This window comes from Pedobacter sp. Leaf176, assembly GCF_001424305.1.
Lineage (GTDB): Bacteria > Bacteroidota > Bacteroidia > Sphingobacteriales > Sphingobacteriaceae > Pedobacter.
Window position 1 is genome coordinate 646,650 of sequence record NZ_LMPD01000003.1, and the last position, 20,358, is coordinate 667,007.

The window sequence follows — 20,358 nt, forward strand, 5'->3', positions numbered from 1 at the left end:
TTTCAATTACTTCAAGCGATGACTTTTGTTGATAAAATGCTGACAACATCAACCTGCAAATTGTCTATTTTTGATGAACCGATAATATCCGGTGAATAATCCTTAATAACCTATGTACTTAATTTTTGATACGGAGACGACGGGTTTGCCTCGTAATTACAACGCACCAATTACCGATACGGATAACTGGCCACGTTGTATTCAAATTGCATGGCAGCTACATGATGACATGGGACGAATGGTTGAGCATCAGGACTATCTGGTTAAACCTGAAGGATTTAATATCCCGTACGACGCCGAACGCATTCACGGAATTTCAACTGAGCTGGCTGAGGAACAAGGCATAACCCTTGCCGAAGTGCTCGAAAAATTCAATATTGCTTTATCAAAATCTAAGTTCATCGTCGGCCAGAATGTAGGTTTCGATGTTAACATTATGGGTTGCGAATTTCATCGCTACGGAGTCGAAAACCGCATGGCTGAAATGCCTGTTTTAGATACTTGTACTGAGGTCACTGCAGACTTGTTAAAGCTTCCAGGTGGCAGAGGTGGTAAATTCAAATTACCAACACTTACAGAATTACATTCTTACCTTTTTGGGGTTTCTTTCAACGAAGCCCATAATGCAACTGCCGATGTTGAAGCTACTACGCGTTGTTTTCTGGAATTGATTAAGAAAGAAATTTTTAAGAAAGAAGAATTACTGGTCGATGCAGAATATTTTCCTCGTTTCAGGGAAGTTAACCCAGCTTCGATACCCAGTTTTGGTATACCGCATGTTAACTTAAAAGCCGCTTCAGACGAGATTCGTAAGCGCCTTCAAAAAGCGGAAGGCGGAGGCATTTCAAAGCAAGAACTTGCGGAAAATAAACAGGAGCTTGCCTCGGCAACTTTTGTGCATTTGCACAACCACACCCAGTTTTCTGTATTACAAAGTACAATTAGCATACCTGATTTAATAAAAGCGACTGCTGCACAAAAAATGCCGGCGGTTGCGATGACCGATCATGCCAACATGATGGGGGCTTTTCACTTTGTAAATCATGTTTTAAACCACAATAAGGCAGCGGAAGCAAAAAATGCTGCCGCCATAGAAGCAGGCGAAAGACCAACGGAGGTCGTTATGACACCCATTGTTGGTGTAGAATTTTTTGTATGTGATAATCATTTAGACAGAACCGCAAAAGATAATGGTTATCAAATGGTGTTTCTGGCGAAAAACAAAAATGGTTACCATAACTTAGCCAAAATGTCGTCAATCGCCTATACAAAAGGCTTTTACTATGTTCCTCGCATCGATAGAAATGTAATTGAACTATATAAGGAAGACATTATTGTTTTATCTGGTAACTTATCTGGTGAGATTTCTAATAAAATCTTAAACCTAGGTGAAAACCAGGCAGAAGAAGCCTTGGTTTGGTGGAAAGCAAAGTTCGGAACAGATTTTTATGTTGAGATCATGCGCCACAACCAGGAGGACGAGGAAAGGGTAAATGCTTCATTAATTTCACTTGCCAAAAAGCATGAGGTAAAACTTGTAGCTACAAATAACACCTATTACATAAACAAAAAAGATGCAAATGCGCATGACATCTTGCTTTGTGTTAAAGACGGGGAAAAACAGGCAACACCAATAGGTCGCGGCCGCGGCTATCGCTATGGCTTACCCAATCAAGAATATTATTTTAAATCGGCCGATGAAATGAAGGCGCTTTTCGCAGATTTACCTGAAGCAATTTTAAACATTCAGGAAATTGTAGATAAGATAGAAACCTATAAATTGGCACGGGAAGTTTTGCTTCCAAAATTTGATATCCCTGAAGCATTTTTAGTAGCTGAAGATGAAAATGATGGCGGGAAACGAGGTGAAAATAAGTTCTTACGTCACCTCACTTATGAAGGTGCAAAAAAACGATATGGCAATTTAACGCCTGAAATTATTGACAGGCTGGATTTTGAGTTGGCCACAATTGAGAAAACCGGTTATCCGGGGTATTTTTTAATTGTACAGGATTTCATTGCCGAGGCCAGAAGAAGAGATGTTTCTGTTGGACCTGGCCGGGGTTCAGCTGCCGGTTCTGTTGTTGCCTATTGCTTATGGATTACAAATATAGATCCCATTAAGTATGACCTCCTTTTTGAGCGTTTCTTAAATCCAGACCGGGTATCTATGCCTGATATTGACATCGATTTTGATGATGAAGGCCGTGGTCGGGTGATGGAATACGTAATCAACAAATATGGTTCGAGCCAGGTTGCACAGATTATTACCTATGGAACAATGGCCGCAAAATCATCCATCCGTGATACCGCAAGGGTTTTAGACCTGCCACTTTTTGAAGCAGATAAAATTGCCAAGCTTATTCCAAATATGAAGCTTGCGAAAATCTTCAACCTTGATGAAAAAAGCTTGAAAGATGCGCTGCGTCCTGATGAATACGAACGTGTTCAGGAATTAAAAGCAATGGGCCTTTCCAAGGATTTAAGCGCAGAAACCATTCAGCAGGCACAAATTTTGGAAGGTTCATTAAGAAATACAGGTATCCATGCCTGTGGCGTTATCATTACTCCGAGTGACATTACAAACTTTGTTCCTGTGGCTACAGCCAAGGATTCTGATTTGTATGTTACTCAATTTGATAACTCCGTTGTAGAGAGCGCCGGTTTATTAAAAATGGACTTTTTGGGTTTGAAAACCCTTACCCTTATAAAAGATACCGTTAAGCTGGTTAAGAAAAGGCATGATATTCTATTAGACCCTGATAACTTCCCAATTGACGATGTTTTAACTTACGAGCTTTTCCAACGGGGAGAAACCATCGGGATTTTCCAGTATGAGAGTCCAGGCATGCAGAAATATATGAAAGAGTTGAAACCTACAGTTTTCGACGATTTAATTGCCATGAATGCATTATACCGTCCGGGCCCGATGGAATACATTCCAAGTTTCGTTAGGCGTAAAAATGGAGAAGAAGAAATAAAATACGATTTAGATGCCTGCGAGGAATATCTAAAAGAGACCTACGGAATTACAGTTTACCAGGAACAGGTAATGCTTCTATCGCAAAAGTTAGCCGGTTTTACTAAAGGTGAGGCCGATGTTCTACGTAAGGCGATGGGTAAAAAGCAAAAAGATGTACTCGATAAGATGAAACCTAAGTTTGTAAAGCAGGCTGCGGAAAAAGGGCATTCTGCTGAAACATTAGAGAAAATCTGGAAAGATTGGGAGGCCTTTGCATCTTATGCATTTAATAAGTCGCACTCCACCTGCTACGCCTGGATTGCTTATCAAACGGCCTATTTAAAAGCGCATTATCCCGCAGAATATATGGCTGCTGTGCTCTCGAATAACATGAGTGATATCAAACAGGTGGCATTTTTTATGGAAGAGTGCCGCCAGATGGGTGTTGTGGTTTTAGGTCCTGACGTTAACGAATCTGACCTTAAATTTTCAGTAAATGCTAAAGGAGAAGTACGTTTCGGCATGTCGGCAGTTAAAGGTGTTGGTGAAAAAGCCGTTGAAAGCATTATTGAAGAACGGTTAGCCAAAGGGCCATATACCAGCATTTACGATTTTGCAAAACGTTCCAACACTAGAATCGTAAACAAAAAAGCGTATGAGAGTTTTGTTTACAGTGGTGCTTTTGACGGATTTGGCGGCCATAGAGCACAATATTTCTATATTGGACCGAATGATAAAATGAACGGTATCGAAAAAATTATTAAATACGCCAATGATTTTCAAAATAATGAAAGTACTTCTCAGGCATCATTATTTGGAGGTTCCAAGGCCGATATGATTTTAGAGCCGGCTTTGCCTGTTTCACCTGAATGGGCTTTGATGGACAGGTTAAAATATGAAAAAGACGCAATTGGCATTTTTCTTTCAGGTCATCCTCTGGATAATTACAAGTTGGAACTCGATAAATTTTGCACCCATGGCGTTAAACAATTAAGCATCATTAACAAAGTCAGAATGGGTGATACCAATGAGGAAGTTCTGGCGGAATTTGCTAAACTACAAAACCGCGAACTTTGCGTCGGCGGATTGGTGGTTACCGCATCACAACGCATAACTAAAACGGGTAAACCTTTCGGAACCTTTGTTTTCGAAGATTATGATGATGCTTGCGAGATGGCCTTATTTGGAGAGGACTTCCTTAAATTTAAGTCATTTCTGACTGAAGGATACTTCCTTCAGATTCGTGGCAGAGTTGGCGAACGCTTCGGCAAAGCGGGTGACTGGGAGTTCAAGATTACCTCTATCAATCTAATGTCAGAATTACGGGACAAATTGGCAAAAAGCCTTACTATTCAGATGCCTATTGAGAAAGTTAACGACGAATTGATGCGTCAGATTGAAGAGCTGTTAGCAGACAATAAGGCAAACTCAGAGCAACAAAACTGCCAGCTTAATTTTGCTGTTTTTGATAGTGAAAGACAGATAATGTTAGATTTGCCATCTAAGAATTTAAAAATTAACCCGAACAACAAGTTCTTAGAACAATTAATCGGGTTGAATGTTGTAAACTACAAGCTCAACTAAGCATAGGGAATTGAGATTAAGCATAGAGTTTATTTTTTGCTATGCTCTACGCTCGCCGCCCTCCGCTTCTTGCTCAAAGAAATGTCAAATTGGCATTACGTTATAGGTGGCATTACAATTGAATACATATATTTGAATATAAAAAAATAAATTATGGCATTAGAAATCACAGATGCAAACTTCGAGGAGCTTGTATTAAAATCAGATAAACCCGTATTAGTAGATTTTTGGGCAGAATGGTGTGGCCCTTGTCGCATGGTTGGTCCTGTAGTAGAAGAAATCGCTAAAGAATATGATGGCAAAGCTATCGTTGGTAAAGTTAACGTAGATAACAATCCTCAAATTTCAATGCAGTTTGGTATCCGCAACATCCCTGCTTTGTTATATTTCAAAGATGGTCAGGTTGTTGACAAACAAGTTGGTGCAGTTCCAAAATCTGTTTTAGCCGATAAATTAAACAAGCAATTAGCTTAGTTACAGCAAAACTGAAACATGACAGCCAATAGGCTTGTAACATATTTAAAACCCGGATTCAATTGTTTGATTCGGGTTTTTTTATGCAGATATTATTTTGTTCCTTTATTTAAAAAAAATCGTTTTACCATGAACCTTTTAACTAACAAAACATTAGGTGTAGCACTTGCAGCGTTATCAATAAGTCTGGCGCTTGCAAACTCAGCTTCTGCTCAAAATCCCGTTGAAACAAATCAACCTTCTGCTGACTATAAACCTGCATTTGAAGGACAAACAAGAATTGCTGGTGTAAAATCTAAAACAGCCATAGCGGTTTCGGTTTTAAATGATAAACTCGAAAATCCATGGGCAATCTCCGTATTACCCAATGGTGGATTTCTTATTACCCAAAAGCGGGGTACAATGGTTATTCTTACAGCGAATGGTAAGTTAAGTAAAACCATTACAGGATTACCGAAAGTAGACCCGTCGGGACAGGGGGGATTGCTTGATGTGACTTTAGACCCTGATTTTGCTAAAAATAGAATGGTCTATTACGCGTATTCAGAACCTCAGGAAAAAGGTGTTTTACTAGCTATCGCGAAGGGCAAATTATCTGAAAGCGAAACAGCGCTGGAAAATCAAACGGTGATTTACCGGGCTACACCGTCTTATACAGGAAAATTACAATATGGATCGAGAATCGTTTTCGACAAAAACGGTAATCTTTTTGTGAGTACGGGCGAACGTTCAGGAAGCGATATCAGGATACAGGCACAATATTTAAATTCATCTTTAGGAAAAATTCTACACCTTACAAAGGATGGAAAACCAGTTCCAAACGGCCCTTTCGCCGGGAAAGCAGATGCCAGACCAGAAATTTATGCTTTAGGTTTACGTAATCCCGATGGTTTGGCAATTAATCCGCGTACCGGCGACCTATGGGAGGCTGAATTCGGACCAAGAGGCGGCGATGAGGTCAACATCATCAAACCGGGCAAGAACTATGGTTGGCCGGTTATTACATATGGTACTGAGTACAGTGGAAAAAAAGTTGGCGATGGTATTCAACAAAAAGAAGGAATGGAACAACCGGTTTATTTCTGGAATCCGAGTATTTCCCCAGGTTGTATTGCTTTTTATAATGGCACGGCTATTCCCGAGTGGAAAGGAAATTTATTTGTTGGTGGTTTAGGTGGTTCGCATATTATTCGTTTGGTAATTAAAGATAATAAAGTTGTCGGCGAAGAGCGATTACTTGAAGGAATGGGTGAACGTTTCCGCGATATGGTAGAAAAAGACGGTGCACTTTATTCCGTAACCGATAACGGTAAGTTGTATAAAATAGCAAAGAAATAGTTTAACTTAAACCTCATAGGTTTTGAAAACCTACGAGGTTTAGTCATGTTTTTTTTATAATTTAATTAATCATGAAGTACGCTGACCAATGCTCTCCAGAACCTTAAATCAGGATTTATCCTTCCATTTAGTATATGTTTTTTAGCTTTACGATATGCAGGCAGTAAATTACGCGAATGAAACAAGTTACGGGAACCTGGAGTTGCTGGCACAGCAAGTTGTAGAAGGTTTTATTACTGGCTTACATAAAAGTCCATTCCATGGCTTTTCGGTAGAATTTGCTGAGCACCGCCAATACAATAACGGCGATAGCATAAAAAATATCGATTGGAAATTATTCGCCAAAACTGATAAATTGTACAGTAAAAGGTTCGAGGAAGAAACCAACCTGCGTTGTCAATTTGTAATTGACGTTTCCTCTTCAATGTATTTCCCTGAACCAAAAAACAGTAAACTTACTTTTTCAATTCAGGCAGCGGCATCATTAATGTATTTATTAAAAAAACAGAGAGATGCCTTCGGATTGAGTTTATTTACCGATGAAATTTTATTAAATTCTCAGGCAAAATCGACAACAGTTCATCAGAGATACCTGCTCACTCAACTTGAAGAACTGCTTCAAAAACCTAAAATAAATGTCCAAACCAATTTAAGCGAAGCCTTGCACCAGGTTGCGGAGTTAATTCATAAACGTTCGCTTGTTGTCATTTTCAGCGACTTGTTTAATACACAAACCGGGCTTGATAAAAATGAAGAATTTTTCGATGCTTTGCAGCATTTAAAGTTTAACAAACATGAAGTTGTCGTTTTTAATGTCGTAGATAAATCTAAGGAAGTCGATTTTGACTTCGAAAACCGACCTTATCAATTTATTGATATGGAAACCGGTGAAACCATTAAGGTCCATACCAATCAGGTTAAAGCAAATTTTACTGCTGCTGTTTCAGCTTATCGCCAGCAAATTGCGATAAAATGTGCTCAATGTAAAATTGATTTAATTGATGCTGACATCAATGAAGGCTTTTATCCTATCCTGCAATCTTATTTAATCAAAAGGCAAAAATTAGGTTAGTTGGTTTATTAAAATCAAAGAAATAAATTTACATATACGGTGCTGTCAACAAACAACAAAACCGTTTTGAGGTATAAAAAGCATCAATATTAACGAATGTCTAAACAGGTTAAATAAGTATTTTATTATGGCGAAAAATGTTGCAGAACAACTCGTAGAGATGCTGGTTGAAGCTGGTGTAAAAAGAGTTTATGCAGTAACAGGAGATAGTTTAAACTACTTCAATGATGCTGTTCGCAGAAATGGCAAGATACAGTGGATTCATGTAAGAAATGAAGAGGTGGGTGCCTTTGCTGCTGCTGCAGAAGCTGAATTAGATGGTTTAGCCTGTTGTGCAGGCAGCTGCGGCCCGGGGCATGTACATTTAATTAATGGTTTATATGATGCGCACCGATCGCATGTTCCGGTAATTGCTATTGCGTCAACTATTGATACTGGTCAGTTTGGCATGGATTATTTTCAGGAAACGAATACTTCCAAATTGTTTGATGACTGTAGCACTTACAATCAAATTGCTACAACTGCTGCACAGGTTCCAAGGATGTTTCAGTCCGCCATTCAACATGCAATATCCAAAAAAGGTGTCGCAGTGTTTGGCTTACCTGGCGACGTAGCGCAACTAGATGCTGTGGAAAGCGAAACATCAATGCAGTTATTTAAATGCAAACCAGTCGTAAGGCCATCAGATTACGAGCTGAAATTAGTAGCAGATTGTTTAAATGAAGGCAAAAAGATAACAATTTATTGTGGTATAGGAGCAGCTGAGGCTCATGCAGAAGTCATTGCTTTAGCCAACGAATTAAAAGCCCCAATAGGGTTTTCATTCCGGGGAAAAATGGGCATGCAATATGGAAATCCGTATGAAATTGGTATGACTGGTTTACTCGGACAACCGTCTGCTTACCACAGTATGCACGAGTCTGACGTTATTTTACTTCTTGGAACAGATTTCCCCTATCAAAACTTTATGCCTGGGAAAAACAAAATCATTCAGATCGATGAAAGTCCGGAGCGGTTAGGCCGAAGAGCCAAACTGCATATGGGTTTATGTGGTGATATAAAACATTCCATTAATGCGTTATTACCTTTAATAAACAACAAGGAAGATGATGGTTTTCTTAAGGCACAACTCGCTTTTTATGAAAAAGTGAAAGCACATCAGCAAAGTTATGTTATTGACAAGGGATCCGAAAACAAGATACAACCAGAATTTGTTGCCGATACAATAGACAAGTTAAGTGATAAAGACGCGATTTTTACTGTTGATACAGGGATGTGTTGTGTTTGGGGCGCCAGGTTTATAAACGGAACTGGCAAAAGGAAAATGTTGGGTTCTTTTAACCATGGATCGATGGCTAATGCCATGCCCATGGCAATCGGAGCTGCACTTGCCCATCCGAATCGGCAAGTAATAGCACTGTGTGGTGATGGTGGTATCTCCATGTTACTCGGCGATTTAGCTACTATCAAACAATATAATCTGCCAATTAAATTAATTGTATTCAATAATAGAGCCCTGGGCATGGTGAAGTTGGAAATGGAAGTTGATGGTTTGCCGGATAACGAAACTGACATGATAAACCCGGATTTTGCACTTGTTGCAGAAGCAATGGGCTTCAGGGGTGTTACAATTTCGAAACCGGAAGATGTGGAAGCTGCTATTTCAAATGCGCTAAGTTACAACGGCCCTATTTTACTGAACATTCTAACCAACCCCAATGCTTTGGCTATGCCACCAAAAATAGAATGGGAACAAATAAAGGGTATGACGGTTTCTATGACCAAGTTAATGCTGGGTGGAAAAATGACCGAAGTATTTGATACAATTAAATCAAATTATAAACATTTAGGCGAAGTGATTTAACCTTAAATAAAAAATTATGTTAGAAGAAGGCGCAAAGGCACCAGATTTTGAATTGAACGCTACTCCCGACCAAAAAATAAGACTTAAAGATTTTAAGGGGAAAAATGTTATACTGGCTTTTTATCCTGCCGATTGGAGCCCCGTTTGTAGCGACCAAATGGCCTTGTATAATGAAATGCTAAAATATTTCAATAAATATGATGCACAAATTTTCGGAATTTCTGTAGATAGCGTTTGGTGTCACCTGGCTTTTTCGGCCGACAGAAAACTTCATTTCCCATTATTAGCTGATTTTGAACCTAAAGGTGAGGTTTCAAAAGCTTATGGCGCTTATGACGATGAAGCAGGCGAAAGCAAACGAGCACTTTTTGTAATTGACAAGGAAGGTAACATCGCCTGGAGTTATTTGTCGCCAACAGCCGTAAATCCAGGGGCCGATGGAATTTTAGATGCATTAGATAAATTAACCAAGAAGTAATTATGAGTACCTTAAAACCAGCCGTTTCAGAAAACGATCATATTCAAGGCGACCAATCAGCATCGGTTGAAATTGTAGAGTTTGGCGATTATGAATGTCCCTTTTGTGGTGATGCTTACCCAATCGTTAAAGAGATTCAGGAAACTTTTGGCGAACAGATTAAGTTTGCATTTCGAAATTTCCCGCTACAAGAAGCTCATCCTTTCGCACTTTCAGCAGCTTTCGCTGCCGAAGCTGCAGCAGCCCAGGGTAAATTCTGGGAAATGCACGATGCCATTTACGAGAATCAACACCGACTTAGCGAACACATTTTCGCTGAGTTGGCAGAAATGGTTGGCTTAGATTTAGAGAAATTTAAAGAGGATTCGCAATCAGAAGAGGTGAAGCAAAAAGTAGAAAGCGATTTTGAAAGTGGTGTTAGAAGCGGTGTAAATGGAACACCTTCGTTTTACGTAGACGGAATAAAGTTTGATGGCGGCGTGATGGATTTATACCAAATGCTTAAAGAAAGCACGGAATAAAAAAACCTCATGTATTTTACAATACATAAGGTATCAGATAAGGGTAACCGGAAAACTAAAAAACTAATTATAAGTTTTTAGAATTTAACAAAACGGAAATCGCTTCTTGTGTTTTGTTATTTCAAAGGTGCACTTCAATTATGAAGTTTTAGTGAAGATTTAATTATCAATAGCTAATCAATCGAATACTTATCTGTTTATTAGTGAGAAACACCTCTTTCATAGATTGCAAATAAAATGTTGCCTGTCTATGAAATTCCTTAACTGATACCTTTCCCCGGGCATCTTCCAATAATAATAAAAAGCATTTTTAAAACTTATATTTATTTATAACTTCGATTGGTAATTAACAGCAAACCATAAATTTAGATATATGAAAGTAACGGTTGTAGGAGCAGGCGCTGTAGGCGCAACTTGTGCGGATAATATTGCACGTAAAGAATTAGCAAACGAGCTCATAATATTGGATATAAAAGAAGGTTTCGCCGAAGGAAAAGCCATTGATATGATGCAAACCGCTACCCTTTTAGGTTACGATACAAAAATCACCGGCGTAACAAATGATTACAGTAAGACAGCCGGTTCTGATGTTGTCGTAATCACATCTGGCTTACCGCGGAAACCTGGCATGACACGTGAAGAACTTATCGGCATTAATGCTGGTATTGTTAAGGGTGTTGCTGAAAACATATTGAAATTTTCTCCTGAAACCATCATTATCGTGATTAGTAATCCGATGGATACGATGACTTATCTGGCTTTAAAATCATTGGGCTTACCAAAAAATAGAATCATTGGTATGGGCGGCACTCTCGATAGCTCCCGTTTCAAATTCTATTTATCTCAGGCCCTGAATTGCAATCCAAGCGATTTACAGGGATTTGTGATTGGCGGTCATGGTGATACAACTATGATTCCGTTAACCAGATTAGCCACCTATCAAAGTTTGCCGGTTAGTAACCTGTTGGATAAAGCTACGCTTGATAAAGTTGCCGCAGATACAATGGTTGGCGGTGCGACTTTAACCGGATTAATTGGAACATCAGCATGGTATGCACCCGGTGCTGCCGGTGCCGCTTTAGTTGAAGCAATTTTGCGTGATGAGAAAAAATTATTTACCTGCTGTGTTTCACTCGAAGGTGAATATGGTCAGCAAGATATTTGCCTGGGTGTACCCGTAATAATTGGCCGCAGTGGATGGGAAAAAATTATCGATTTTAAACTCACGGATGATGAACAGGCTGCATTCAATAAAAGTGCCGACGCCGTTAGAAATATGAACAGTGTTTTAGCCGAAATGAAACTGGTGCAATAAATTTACCACCTAAGACACCTAAGAGAAAATTCTTAAAATATCAAGCAACAATTATTTTTATTATAATCCTGAACGCTAAGGTGTCTTAGGTGGTTAAAAATATGAAGTCAATCTCAATTCCTTTAAAACTTATAAACTTGCAAGATGATGGTTTCCACCTTTTGGTGGAAATTGTTGTTTTTGAAGAAAATCATTTTGCCGTTTTAGATACCGGTGCATCCAGAAGCGTTTTCGATAAAGGCTTAATTGAACAACATCTTTCCGAAACACTTCATATTTCTGATGAGATAAACGCAGCGACTTTATTTACCACAACGACAACGGTTCAGGCTACAATTCCTGAATTAAAAATTGGTTCACTAAAAATTAAGAATTATGAAACTGTTGCCTTCGATTTGCAATCTGTTAGCGAAACTTATCAGCAATTTGGCCATCCGCCGATCATGAGTATACTTGGCGGCGATATTTTAATGCTATATAAGGCTGTTATCAATTATGACAAACTTACTTTGAGGCTATATAGATAATGTGACTTCTATCAGCTTTTAGATCATGTCTTAGAATGATATTTGAATTTATTTTAACCTAAGTTTTGAATGAAAACAGACATACAAAATAGAGATGACATCATTATACTGGTCAACACCTTCTACTATGAAGTGCAAAAAAATGATAAAATAGGCACGATTTTTACCGATGTAGCAAAAGTGGATTGGAGCCTTCACCTACCGAAAATGTACGATTTTTGGGAAAGCATCCTTTTTGGTAAAGCTGTTTATAAAGGCAATCCAATGCTAACGCACTTTAAGCTTAAAGAAAAGGCAACCATGCAAGAACAAGAATTTTCTGAGTGGAAAAATACATTTTTTACAACTGTTGACGAATTATTTGAAGGAGGAAACGCAGAAATAATTAAACAAAAAGCACAATCCATAGCAGACCTCATGCATTTTAAATTGAACCCACCTGAATCAAGAATCAATATTGTTTAAAAACTTTATTTTTATATTGGTTTCTTTGTAAATTTAGTTAAACAAAAAAATCAGATATGAAAGTCTTAAAAATTTTACTAGGTATTATTCTCGTACTGGCGATAGTTATAATTATTGGGGGCTTTTTCCTTCCTAAAAATTACTCGGTTAGCAGAAGCGTTGTCATTAATACTCCAGACAGTGTAATCTTTAAAAATATCGCAGATTTTAATGAATTTTATGAATGGAATCCCTGGGCTAAAATGGAACCAACTGCTAAAACCATCTTTTCAGGTACACCTGCAACTCCTGGCCACATTTACGCATGGGTTGGAAAAGAAACCGGCTCAGGAGAAATGAAAATTTTGAAAGTCGAGCGAAATAAATTGGTCGACATCGATCTTTTTTTTAAAGAACCTTTTGAAAGCCATGCAGACACAAAGTTTGTTATACAGCAAGATGGAGGCAGCAATAGAGTTACCTGGACAATGAGTGGAGAAAACAACCTGATAAGCAAATGGATGTGCCTCGTAATGGGCGGAATGGATAAAATGATTGGTAAGGATTTTGAAAGTGGATTAAAGAGCCTGAAAGAAAAATCAGAAAAAGGTAGTTAAACTGTAATGCAAACAAAAATTACAAATTCTTCAATTCGCTTTGTGTATTTTTTATTGCCTTTTTTCATTGATAAACAAACAATTATGTCGTCCTTTCGTTAAGTGAACATCAAATCCTATTTTCGTAGGTTAAGATTTTGTAAACCGCCATTTTTTAGATTATTTGCCATTCATGAATTTATTACTTGTAGAGGATGAACCGAGCGTTATTTCTGTAATTTCCAGAGGATTAACGGACGAAGGTTTCACGGTCAGCGTAGCACCTGATGGACTAATAGGAAAACATATGGCCCTGGAGAATTCTTTCGATTTAATTATTTTGGACATCATGTTGCCTGGCATAAATGGTTTGGAACTCTGCAAAATCATTAAAGAACAGAAACCAAATACGCCAATAATTATGCTTACTGCATTGGGCACTACCGAAAACGTGGTAAACGGGTTAGATAATGGAGCGGATGACTACCTGATTAAGCCTTTTAAATTTGCTGAACTTTTTGCCCGAATCAGAACCTTGTTGAGGCGATTTAGTGGCATGGCTTCAAATGATCAGATCATCAATATAGCAGATTTACAAATTAACTTAAGCGCAAAAACAGTAAAAAGGGATAATAAAGATATTGTGCTAACGGCGACAGAATATCGGTTACTAGAATTTATGGCTAAGAACAAATCAAAAATCCTTTCACGTATTGACATTTTAGAAAGTGTTTGGGATATTGATTTTAACCTTGGCACCAATGTGGTTGATGTTTATGTCAATTACCTACGAAAAAAAATAGATAAAAATGCCGACCAAAAACTTATTCATACGGCCGTGGGCCTGGGTTACGTTCTGAGAGAAAAATAATGCAAATAGCCAAGAAAATCACGTTACTTTTTGCAATTCTATCGGCAATCATCATCTCACTGCTAAGTGGTTTTGTTTGGTATTTCTCTAATGATTTCGCTTTTGAAGATTTTTATAAACGTCTGGAAGCCAGGGTTAATATAGCCGCACAAATAAAACTTTATGAAGATGATAATAACAGTGTTTATGCAAAGATGCGCAACCAGTATCTCGAACGATTGCCGTCAGAAAAGGAATATATTATCGAAGCCGGCAAGCCGGAAATAAAAGCCGACATCGTTTTACCTAAAAGTTTCTACAATAAAATCAACTCCGGACAGGTGGCCAGGTACCGGGTAGATAATCACTTTTATGCTGGGAAATTCTTCAAAAACAGCAAAAGCAGCTATATTGTAATTGTATCAGCTAATGATCCAGTAGGCTTTCGTGAACTTAAAGATTTACAGAAAATTCTAATCATCGGTTTCTTTCTTTCTGTCGTATTGTCATTTGTGGTTGGTTGGAAATTCTCTAACTATATGCTCATGCCACTTAGAAACATAATCAAAAGTGTAAAACGAATAAAGGCCGAAAACCTGCACTTAAGGCTGGATGTTAAAAAAGGAAGCGATGAAATGTCTCAATTAGCCGAAACATTTAACAACATGCTTAACCGACTGGAAACTGCTTTCGAAACGCAAAACAATTTCATTAGTAATGCCTCCCATGAATTGAGAACGCCACTAACCATCATCAGTGGAGAAGTAGAGCTTGCTATGAAAGCTATACACGATTCAGAAAAACAGCATAAGGCGTTGGTGAAAATACAGAATGAGTCTGAAAGATTAGAAAACATCTTAACAAGTTTACTAGGTCTGGCACAATCCGGTTTTAATGGCAAAAACCAACCCAGGGAAAAAGTTAGAATCGATGAACTTCTATGGGAAATAAAGGATTCTGTAAATCAGGTTCATCCAGACAGCAGGATAGAAATTGACTTTGTCAATCTACCTGAAAACGAGGAGCAGCTTACACTCCAGGTAAACAAAAATCTTATTAAACTGGCGATTACAAATATTGTCAGCAACGCTTGCAAGTATTCCAATTATAAACCCGTAAATATTATCCTTGAGTGCAAATCAAATATAATTTCAATTGCGGTAATAGATCAGGGAATAGGCATACCTGAATCTGATGTTCAGCATATTTTCGAACCTTTCTACAGGGCTTCCAATACAAATCAGTTTAAAGGTTACGGTGTTGGCTTACCCTTATCATTAAATATTATTCGGCTACACCGCGGTAGCATTGCAATAAAGTCTCAGGAAGGAATTGGAACAGAAATTAAAGTCATATTACCAATTATAGGTTAACTGTTTTAACCGCTTAGCTTAGTTTGAAGGTTGACTGTTCTAGAAGTTTAAATGGTTAGCTCTTTAATCGTTTGTATCAGTTACCCATTCCAAATAATTTATCATTAATCTAAAAATCAAATTCTAATCTCGTTTTAATCTCACTCTTATTTCGCTGTAATAACATCGGCTTAAACTTGTATAAATAATTAATCGATTCATTTAACAACTTGACCATGAAAACAGTATTAATTCCAACCGATTTTAATTTAGAAAGTCTAAATATATTAGAAGCATTAATTCAGCAGAAACCTGAGAAGATGAATATAATCTTTCTTCACGCTTTCAAATTGTCTGACTCCATAACTGATATGTTAATGCTTAGCCGCCGCAGCAGAGATTATGAAAATGTTAGTGATGAATTTTATAGTAAAATTGATCAATTCAAAAATAAATATTCAGCCCAAATAAATGCTATCGGTATTGAATACTTTTACGGAAGTACCGTTGCAGCTTTTAAAAATTTCCTGGAAGCTTTTGATGTCGATTACATTGCATACCTGAAAAATTACGATTTCAAACCAATTAACAAATACAGTATCGACCCGAAATTTTTAACTGAACGTTCAGGCTGTGAAGTACTTAATTTAAATATTTTAACAATCCATAGTTCTGAAAACTTAATTGAAACTAAAATTCAGGAAACTCAGTTACAAGAGTCAAACGCTTAGTTTTTAAAACCTAAAATTTTATATTATGCTGTTACGAAATAATATTCCGCTCACTTATATATTCGGAAAAATCAAAAAAGAACTGCTTTTTGTTATTGCCTATTCGGTGGGAATAGTTATTCTGTATCAAAATTTTCATGTTACACGTATCTCGATTCCGGTCGCTGTACCCGCTTTATTGGGCACCATAATTTCACTTTTATTGGCATTTCGTTCTAACCAGGCGTACGACAGATGGTGGGAAGCAAGAACACTTTGGGGCGCTATTGTTAACGATTCAAGGTCTATTGCCCGCCAAATATTGTCGTTCGTTGAAAACCCTTACGGCCAGGATGAAATTGAGGCATTCAAGGAAGGTTTCATTAAAAGACAAATTGCCTGGTGTTTTGCGCTAAGTCAATCGCTTAGGGGTTTTAATCCACGTAAAGGTTTAGAGGAATATTTAACCCAGGATGAACTTGCCTTTATTAAAAAGCGTAAAAATGTTACCGCCAGCTTACTGGAGTTACATGGAATGGATTTGAAAAAAGCTTTACAGGAAGGCTGGATAAATAAGTATCAACAGATAGAAATAGACCGGGTTATTTGCGGACTTTGTAACCACATGGGTGGATCGGAAAGAATTAAAAATACGGTTTTCCCGGTAACTTACAGCAAATACATAAGCATGTCTATACATTTATTTATCGTATTGTTGCCATTTGGATTAATAGAATACTTCGGGTACATGGAAATTCCGCTGGTTGTTGCAATTGCTGCATTCTTTTTACTGGTGGAGAAAATGGCTGTTCATCTTCAAGACCCATTTGAAAACAAACCCACAGATACACCAACAACAACCATTTGCAGAACAATCGAAAGAGATTTATGCCAGATGTTAGACGATAATAAAATATACGAGGATAAGCCTCAAACAGAATTAGCGCCAATAGGCTCTTATTACATTCTATAGTAAATATAGATTTTTAGTTCAAGTCCATTTTGGGCTGGTTAGTTAATGCCTGGATTTGTTCCCTGGATAGGGTTCAAATAGGAAAAGTTTGATAATTGACTTATAATTATCGATTCTAAACGAGAAAACCTCTGCAAGTTAAAACTTGACAGAGGTTTTTATTTTGAAGTCCCCTCAGGGGATTTAGGAGTTAAGCATCAATCTTCGCATATTTAGCGTTACGCTCAATAAATTCCCTGCGTGGTGCAACTTCGTCGCCCATTAACATAGAGAAAGTATGGTCGCATTCTGCGGCACTTTCAATTGTAGCCTGTAATAAAGTACGGGTGGCAGGATTTAGTGTGGTATCCCATAATTGCTCCGCATTCATCTCACCCAAACCTTTATAACGTTGAATATGCACGCTATCTTCTTTACCAGCACCCTTTAAGCGCTGTACAGCCGCATCGCGTTGTACATCGTTCCAGCAATATTCAAATTCCTTACCTTTCTTAACCTGGTAAAGTGGTGGCGATGCGATATAAACGTAACCGGCCTCAATTAAAGCCCTCATATACCGGTAGAAGAAGGTTAGAATTAAGGTTGTAATGTGAGAACCGTCGATATCCGCATCCGTCATGATTACGATTTTATGGTAACGCAGTTTAGTTAAGTTCAAAGCCTTATCATCTTCCGGCGTACCAATGCTCACGCCGATAGCAGTAAACATATTTTTAATCTCATCATTCTCGTAGATTTTGTGCTCCATCGCTTTTTCTACATTCAAAATCTTACCTTTTAACGGCAAGATAGCCTGAATATTTCTGTCGCGACCTTGTTTAGCGGTACCACCCGCCGAGTCACCCTCTACTAAGTAAATTTCACATTTCACTGGGTCACTATCAGAGCAATCGGCAAGTTTACCTGGCAAACCAGAACCACCCATCACGCTCTTACGTTGAACCATTTCGCGGGCTTTACGCGCCGCAGCACGAGCAGTAGCCGCTAAAATCACTTTGTTGATGATCATTTTAGCTTCTTTCGGATTTTCTTCCAAATAAGCACCTAACGCCTCACCAACAGCTACATCTACAGCTCCCATTACCTCGCTGTTACCCAGCTTGGTTTTAGTTTGCCCTTCAAACTGTGGTTCTTGTACTTTTACGGAAACCACAGCTGTTAATCCTTCTCTAAAGTCATCTCCGGTAATTTCCATTTTCAAGTTTTTTAACAAACCTGATTTATCAGCATAACTTTTTAAAGTTCGCGTTAAACCCCTGCGGAAACCAGCGATATGTGTCCCACCCTCGTGTGTATTAATATTATTTACATAGGAGTGAACATTTTCTGAATAACTGTCGTTGTACTGGAAAGCCAGTTCAACCGGAACCCCGTTTTTAATTCCATCGATATAAATCGGTTCCGGCAAAAAAGACGCCCTCGTTCCATCTAAAAAGGAAACAAATTCTTTTAAACCACCTTCAGATTGAAAAACTTCTGATAGGAATGTTCCGTCTCCCAAAGCTTCACGCTCATCTGTTAATGTTAATTTTATTCCTTTATTTAAGAATGCCAGTTCACGTAAACGACCGGCTAAAGTATCGTATTTGTATTCAGTTGTTTGGGTAAAAATAGTCGGATCCGGACTGAAAGTTACAATCGTACCACGTTTATCAGTTGTTCCAACCTCTTTAACGTCATACTGTGGAACACCAATTTTATATTCCTGCATCCAGATTTTACCTTCACGGTGCACTTCGGCTTTTAAGTCAGTAGATAATGCGTTAACACAACTTACCCCAACACCGTGTAATCCACCCGAAACCTTGTAAGTGTCTTTATCAAATTTACCACCTGCATGTAAAACCGTCATCACGATCTCAAGCGCTGATTTATTTTCTTTTTTATTAATACCGGTTGGAATACCGCGACCGTTATCTTCTACCCTAATTGAATTTCCTTCTAAAATTCTTACGTCAATTGTATCGGCATGACCGGCCAATGCCTCGTCAATTGAATTGTCTACTACCTCATAGACCAAATGGTGTAATCCTTTTACACCGGTATCACCGATATACATTGAAGGACGCTTACGCACCGCTTCCAAACCTTCTAAAACCTGTATATTATCTGCCGAATAATTTGACTTTAAATCTTGTTCTTCGCTCATATATTAATTAAAAACTATAAGTATCAAAAATACGGAAACTTATCCACATACGCTAATATGTGGATAAGTTTTGGGCTGTTGATGAATTACCTGACACCTGTGTTTCATGTAGCTTAAAGATGGTTTGAGGCGCAATTTTGCATTTGATTTACCTTTCGCTCCCTTTCCATTTTAAGCGATTCAGAAGAATCGGATGCTTTTTATTCCAATCTGATTTAATTACCAAAATTCCCAGGTTGTTATTCATTTATGCGCTTTCAAACACCAACCTATTCCCGACTAAATTAATTGAATCGCTGTTCCCGGTTATTAGGCAATTAAAAAAATTTGAGGCGGAAACGAAATTAAGAAAAGCATCAAAATAATCTATCCTGCTTTAATGAGAATATTTGGCTTCATACCTTTAAATCACACCGTAAACAATTATTATCTAAAAGCTTATGCATTAAAAGTATTTATTGCATACTTAATTATCATTTTTATCTTTGCTAAAATTTATTAAACAATAATGGAAAGAAGAACCTTTAAAACCTTTAGTTTACTTGCTACCGCAGCTTTAATCACAGCATTTTCTGCGTGCCAGAACAAAGAAGCTAAAACAACTGAAACTAAAAAAACAGATAGTACTGCAGCTGTTTCTGCAGATGAGAAAATTGTATTTGTAAATTCAGATTCATTATTAACTAAATACGATTACTACAAAGACCTTAAGGTAAAATTTGAAGGTAAATCGAAAAGTGCGCAGGCAGACATGCAGGCAAAAACCCAGGCTTTTCAAAGGGAAGTTGCTCAATACCAACAAACTGCCGGTTCTTTAGCTGCTGATGTCCGCAAAGCTACTGAAGAGCGCTTAGGCCGTAAACAACAGGAACTACAAACTTACCAGCAAAATGCAGGTGGTGCTTTGCAAAATGAGCAGGCTGCAGAAAACGAAAAATTATACGATAAAGTTGCAGGTTATTTAAAAGGTTATGCCAAAGAGAAAGGTTATAAAATGGTTTTAACTTACTCAAAAGGAAATAGTGCCATCTTGTTTGCTGACGAAAGTTTAGACGTAACTTCTGAGGTGATTAAAGGCTTAAATGCGGATTACTCAAAAAAATAATTTTAAACATAATTTTAAAAAAATGCCCTGAACAATCAGGGCAT

General features: G+C 37.9%; 17 protein-coding genes. 16 read left to right on the forward strand and 1 reads right to left on the reverse strand.

What is annotated here, in order from left to right:
• Positions 1-112 precede the first annotated feature (112 nt).
• The 15 genes from dnaE to ASF92_RS11660 all read left to right on the forward strand — a co-directional run bounded on the left by dnaE (position 113) and on the right by ASF92_RS11660 (position 17,060).
• Positions 113-4,546, forward strand: a complete 4,434-nt coding sequence (gene dnaE / locus ASF92_RS11590) for a DNA polymerase III subunit alpha (RefSeq protein WP_056092714.1) — start codon at positions 113-115, stop codon at positions 4,544-4,546.
• A 153-nt stretch (positions 4,547-4,699) separates the two neighbouring features.
• Positions 4,700-5,020 carry a thioredoxin gene (trxA, locus tag ASF92_RS11595; protein WP_056092717.1) on the forward strand — a complete coding sequence of 107 codons (321 nt, stop codon included), beginning with the start codon at positions 4,700-4,702 and terminating at the stop codon, positions 5,018-5,020.
• Between the two features lie 129 nt (positions 5,021-5,149).
• Positions 5,150-6,358, forward strand: coding sequence for a PQQ-dependent sugar dehydrogenase (locus ASF92_RS11600; protein WP_056093294.1), 1,209 nt, complete (start codon positions 5,150-5,152; stop codon positions 6,356-6,358).
• A gap of 154 nt (positions 6,359-6,512) precedes the next feature.
• The gene (locus ASF92_RS11605) at positions 6,513-7,430 is read left to right on the forward strand and encodes a DUF58 domain-containing protein (protein WP_056092721.1); all 918 of its coding nucleotides are present in this window, start codon (positions 6,513-6,515) and stop codon (positions 7,428-7,430) included.
• A gap of 127 nt (positions 7,431-7,557) precedes the next feature.
• Positions 7,558-9,294 (forward strand): thiamine pyrophosphate-dependent enzyme, encoded by a 1,737-nt coding sequence (locus ASF92_RS11610; RefSeq protein ID WP_056092723.1) that lies wholly within the window; start codon positions 7,558-7,560, stop codon positions 9,292-9,294.
• Positions 9,295-9,310: 16 nt separating this feature from the next.
• Positions 9,311-9,772: a redoxin domain-containing protein gene (locus ASF92_RS11615; RefSeq protein ID WP_056092725.1), complete on the forward strand. Its 462-nt coding sequence runs from the start codon at positions 9,311-9,313 to the stop codon at positions 9,770-9,772.
• A 2-nt stretch (positions 9,773-9,774) separates the two neighbouring features.
• Positions 9,775-10,293 carry a thioredoxin domain-containing protein gene (locus ASF92_RS11620; protein ID WP_056092727.1) on the forward strand — a complete coding sequence of 173 codons (519 nt, stop codon included), beginning with the start codon at positions 9,775-9,777 and terminating at the stop codon, positions 10,291-10,293.
• Between the two features lie 373 nt (positions 10,294-10,666).
• A complete protein-coding gene (locus tag ASF92_RS11625) occupies positions 10,667-11,608 on the forward strand; it encodes a malate dehydrogenase (protein WP_056092730.1) in 942 nt (313 codons plus the stop codon).
• Between the two features lie 101 nt (positions 11,609-11,709).
• A complete protein-coding gene (locus ASF92_RS11630) occupies positions 11,710-12,135 on the forward strand; it encodes an aspartyl protease family protein (RefSeq protein ID WP_056093298.1) in 426 nt (141 codons plus the stop codon).
• A gap of 69 nt (positions 12,136-12,204) precedes the next feature.
• Positions 12,205-12,600, forward strand: a complete 396-nt coding sequence (locus tag ASF92_RS11635; RefSeq protein WP_056092735.1) for a group III truncated hemoglobin — start codon at positions 12,205-12,207, stop codon at positions 12,598-12,600.
• 56 nt (positions 12,601-12,656) lie between these two features.
• Positions 12,657-13,196, forward strand: coding sequence for an SRPBCC family protein (locus ASF92_RS11640; RefSeq protein ID WP_056092738.1), 540 nt, complete (start codon positions 12,657-12,659; stop codon positions 13,194-13,196).
• Positions 13,197-13,368: 172 nt separating this feature from the next.
• Positions 13,369-14,046: a response regulator transcription factor gene (locus ASF92_RS11645; protein WP_056092739.1), complete on the forward strand. Its 678-nt coding sequence runs from the start codon at positions 13,369-13,371 to the stop codon at positions 14,044-14,046.
• Positions 14,046-15,398 (forward strand): HAMP domain-containing sensor histidine kinase, encoded by a 1,353-nt coding sequence (locus tag ASF92_RS11650; protein WP_056092742.1) that lies wholly within the window; start codon positions 14,046-14,048, stop codon positions 15,396-15,398. The genes ASF92_RS11645 and ASF92_RS11650 overlap by 1 nt, the downstream gene beginning before the upstream one ends.
• A gap of 215 nt (positions 15,399-15,613) precedes the next feature.
• A complete protein-coding gene (locus tag ASF92_RS11655; protein ID WP_056092745.1) occupies positions 15,614-16,108 on the forward strand; it encodes a hypothetical protein in 495 nt (164 codons plus the stop codon).
• A gap of 25 nt (positions 16,109-16,133) precedes the next feature.
• The gene (locus ASF92_RS11660) at positions 16,134-17,060 is read left to right on the forward strand and encodes a bestrophin family protein (protein WP_056092749.1); all 927 of its coding nucleotides are present in this window, start codon (positions 16,134-16,136) and stop codon (positions 17,058-17,060) included.
• Between the two features lie 190 nt (positions 17,061-17,250).
• On the opposite strand, the gene gyrB is transcribed toward ASF92_RS11660, so the two are convergent.
• The gene (gene gyrB / locus ASF92_RS11665; RefSeq protein WP_056092750.1) at positions 17,251-19,209 is read right to left on the reverse strand and encodes a DNA topoisomerase (ATP-hydrolyzing) subunit B; all 1,959 of its coding nucleotides are present in this window, start codon (positions 19,207-19,209) and stop codon (positions 17,251-17,253) included.
• Between the two features lie 508 nt (positions 19,210-19,717).
• Between gyrB and ASF92_RS11675 the strand changes: the two genes are divergently transcribed.
• Positions 19,718-20,314 carry an OmpH family outer membrane protein gene (locus tag ASF92_RS11675; protein ID WP_056092756.1) on the forward strand — a complete coding sequence of 199 codons (597 nt, stop codon included), beginning with the start codon at positions 19,718-19,720 and terminating at the stop codon, positions 20,312-20,314.
• Positions 20,315-20,358 lie beyond the last annotated feature (44 nt).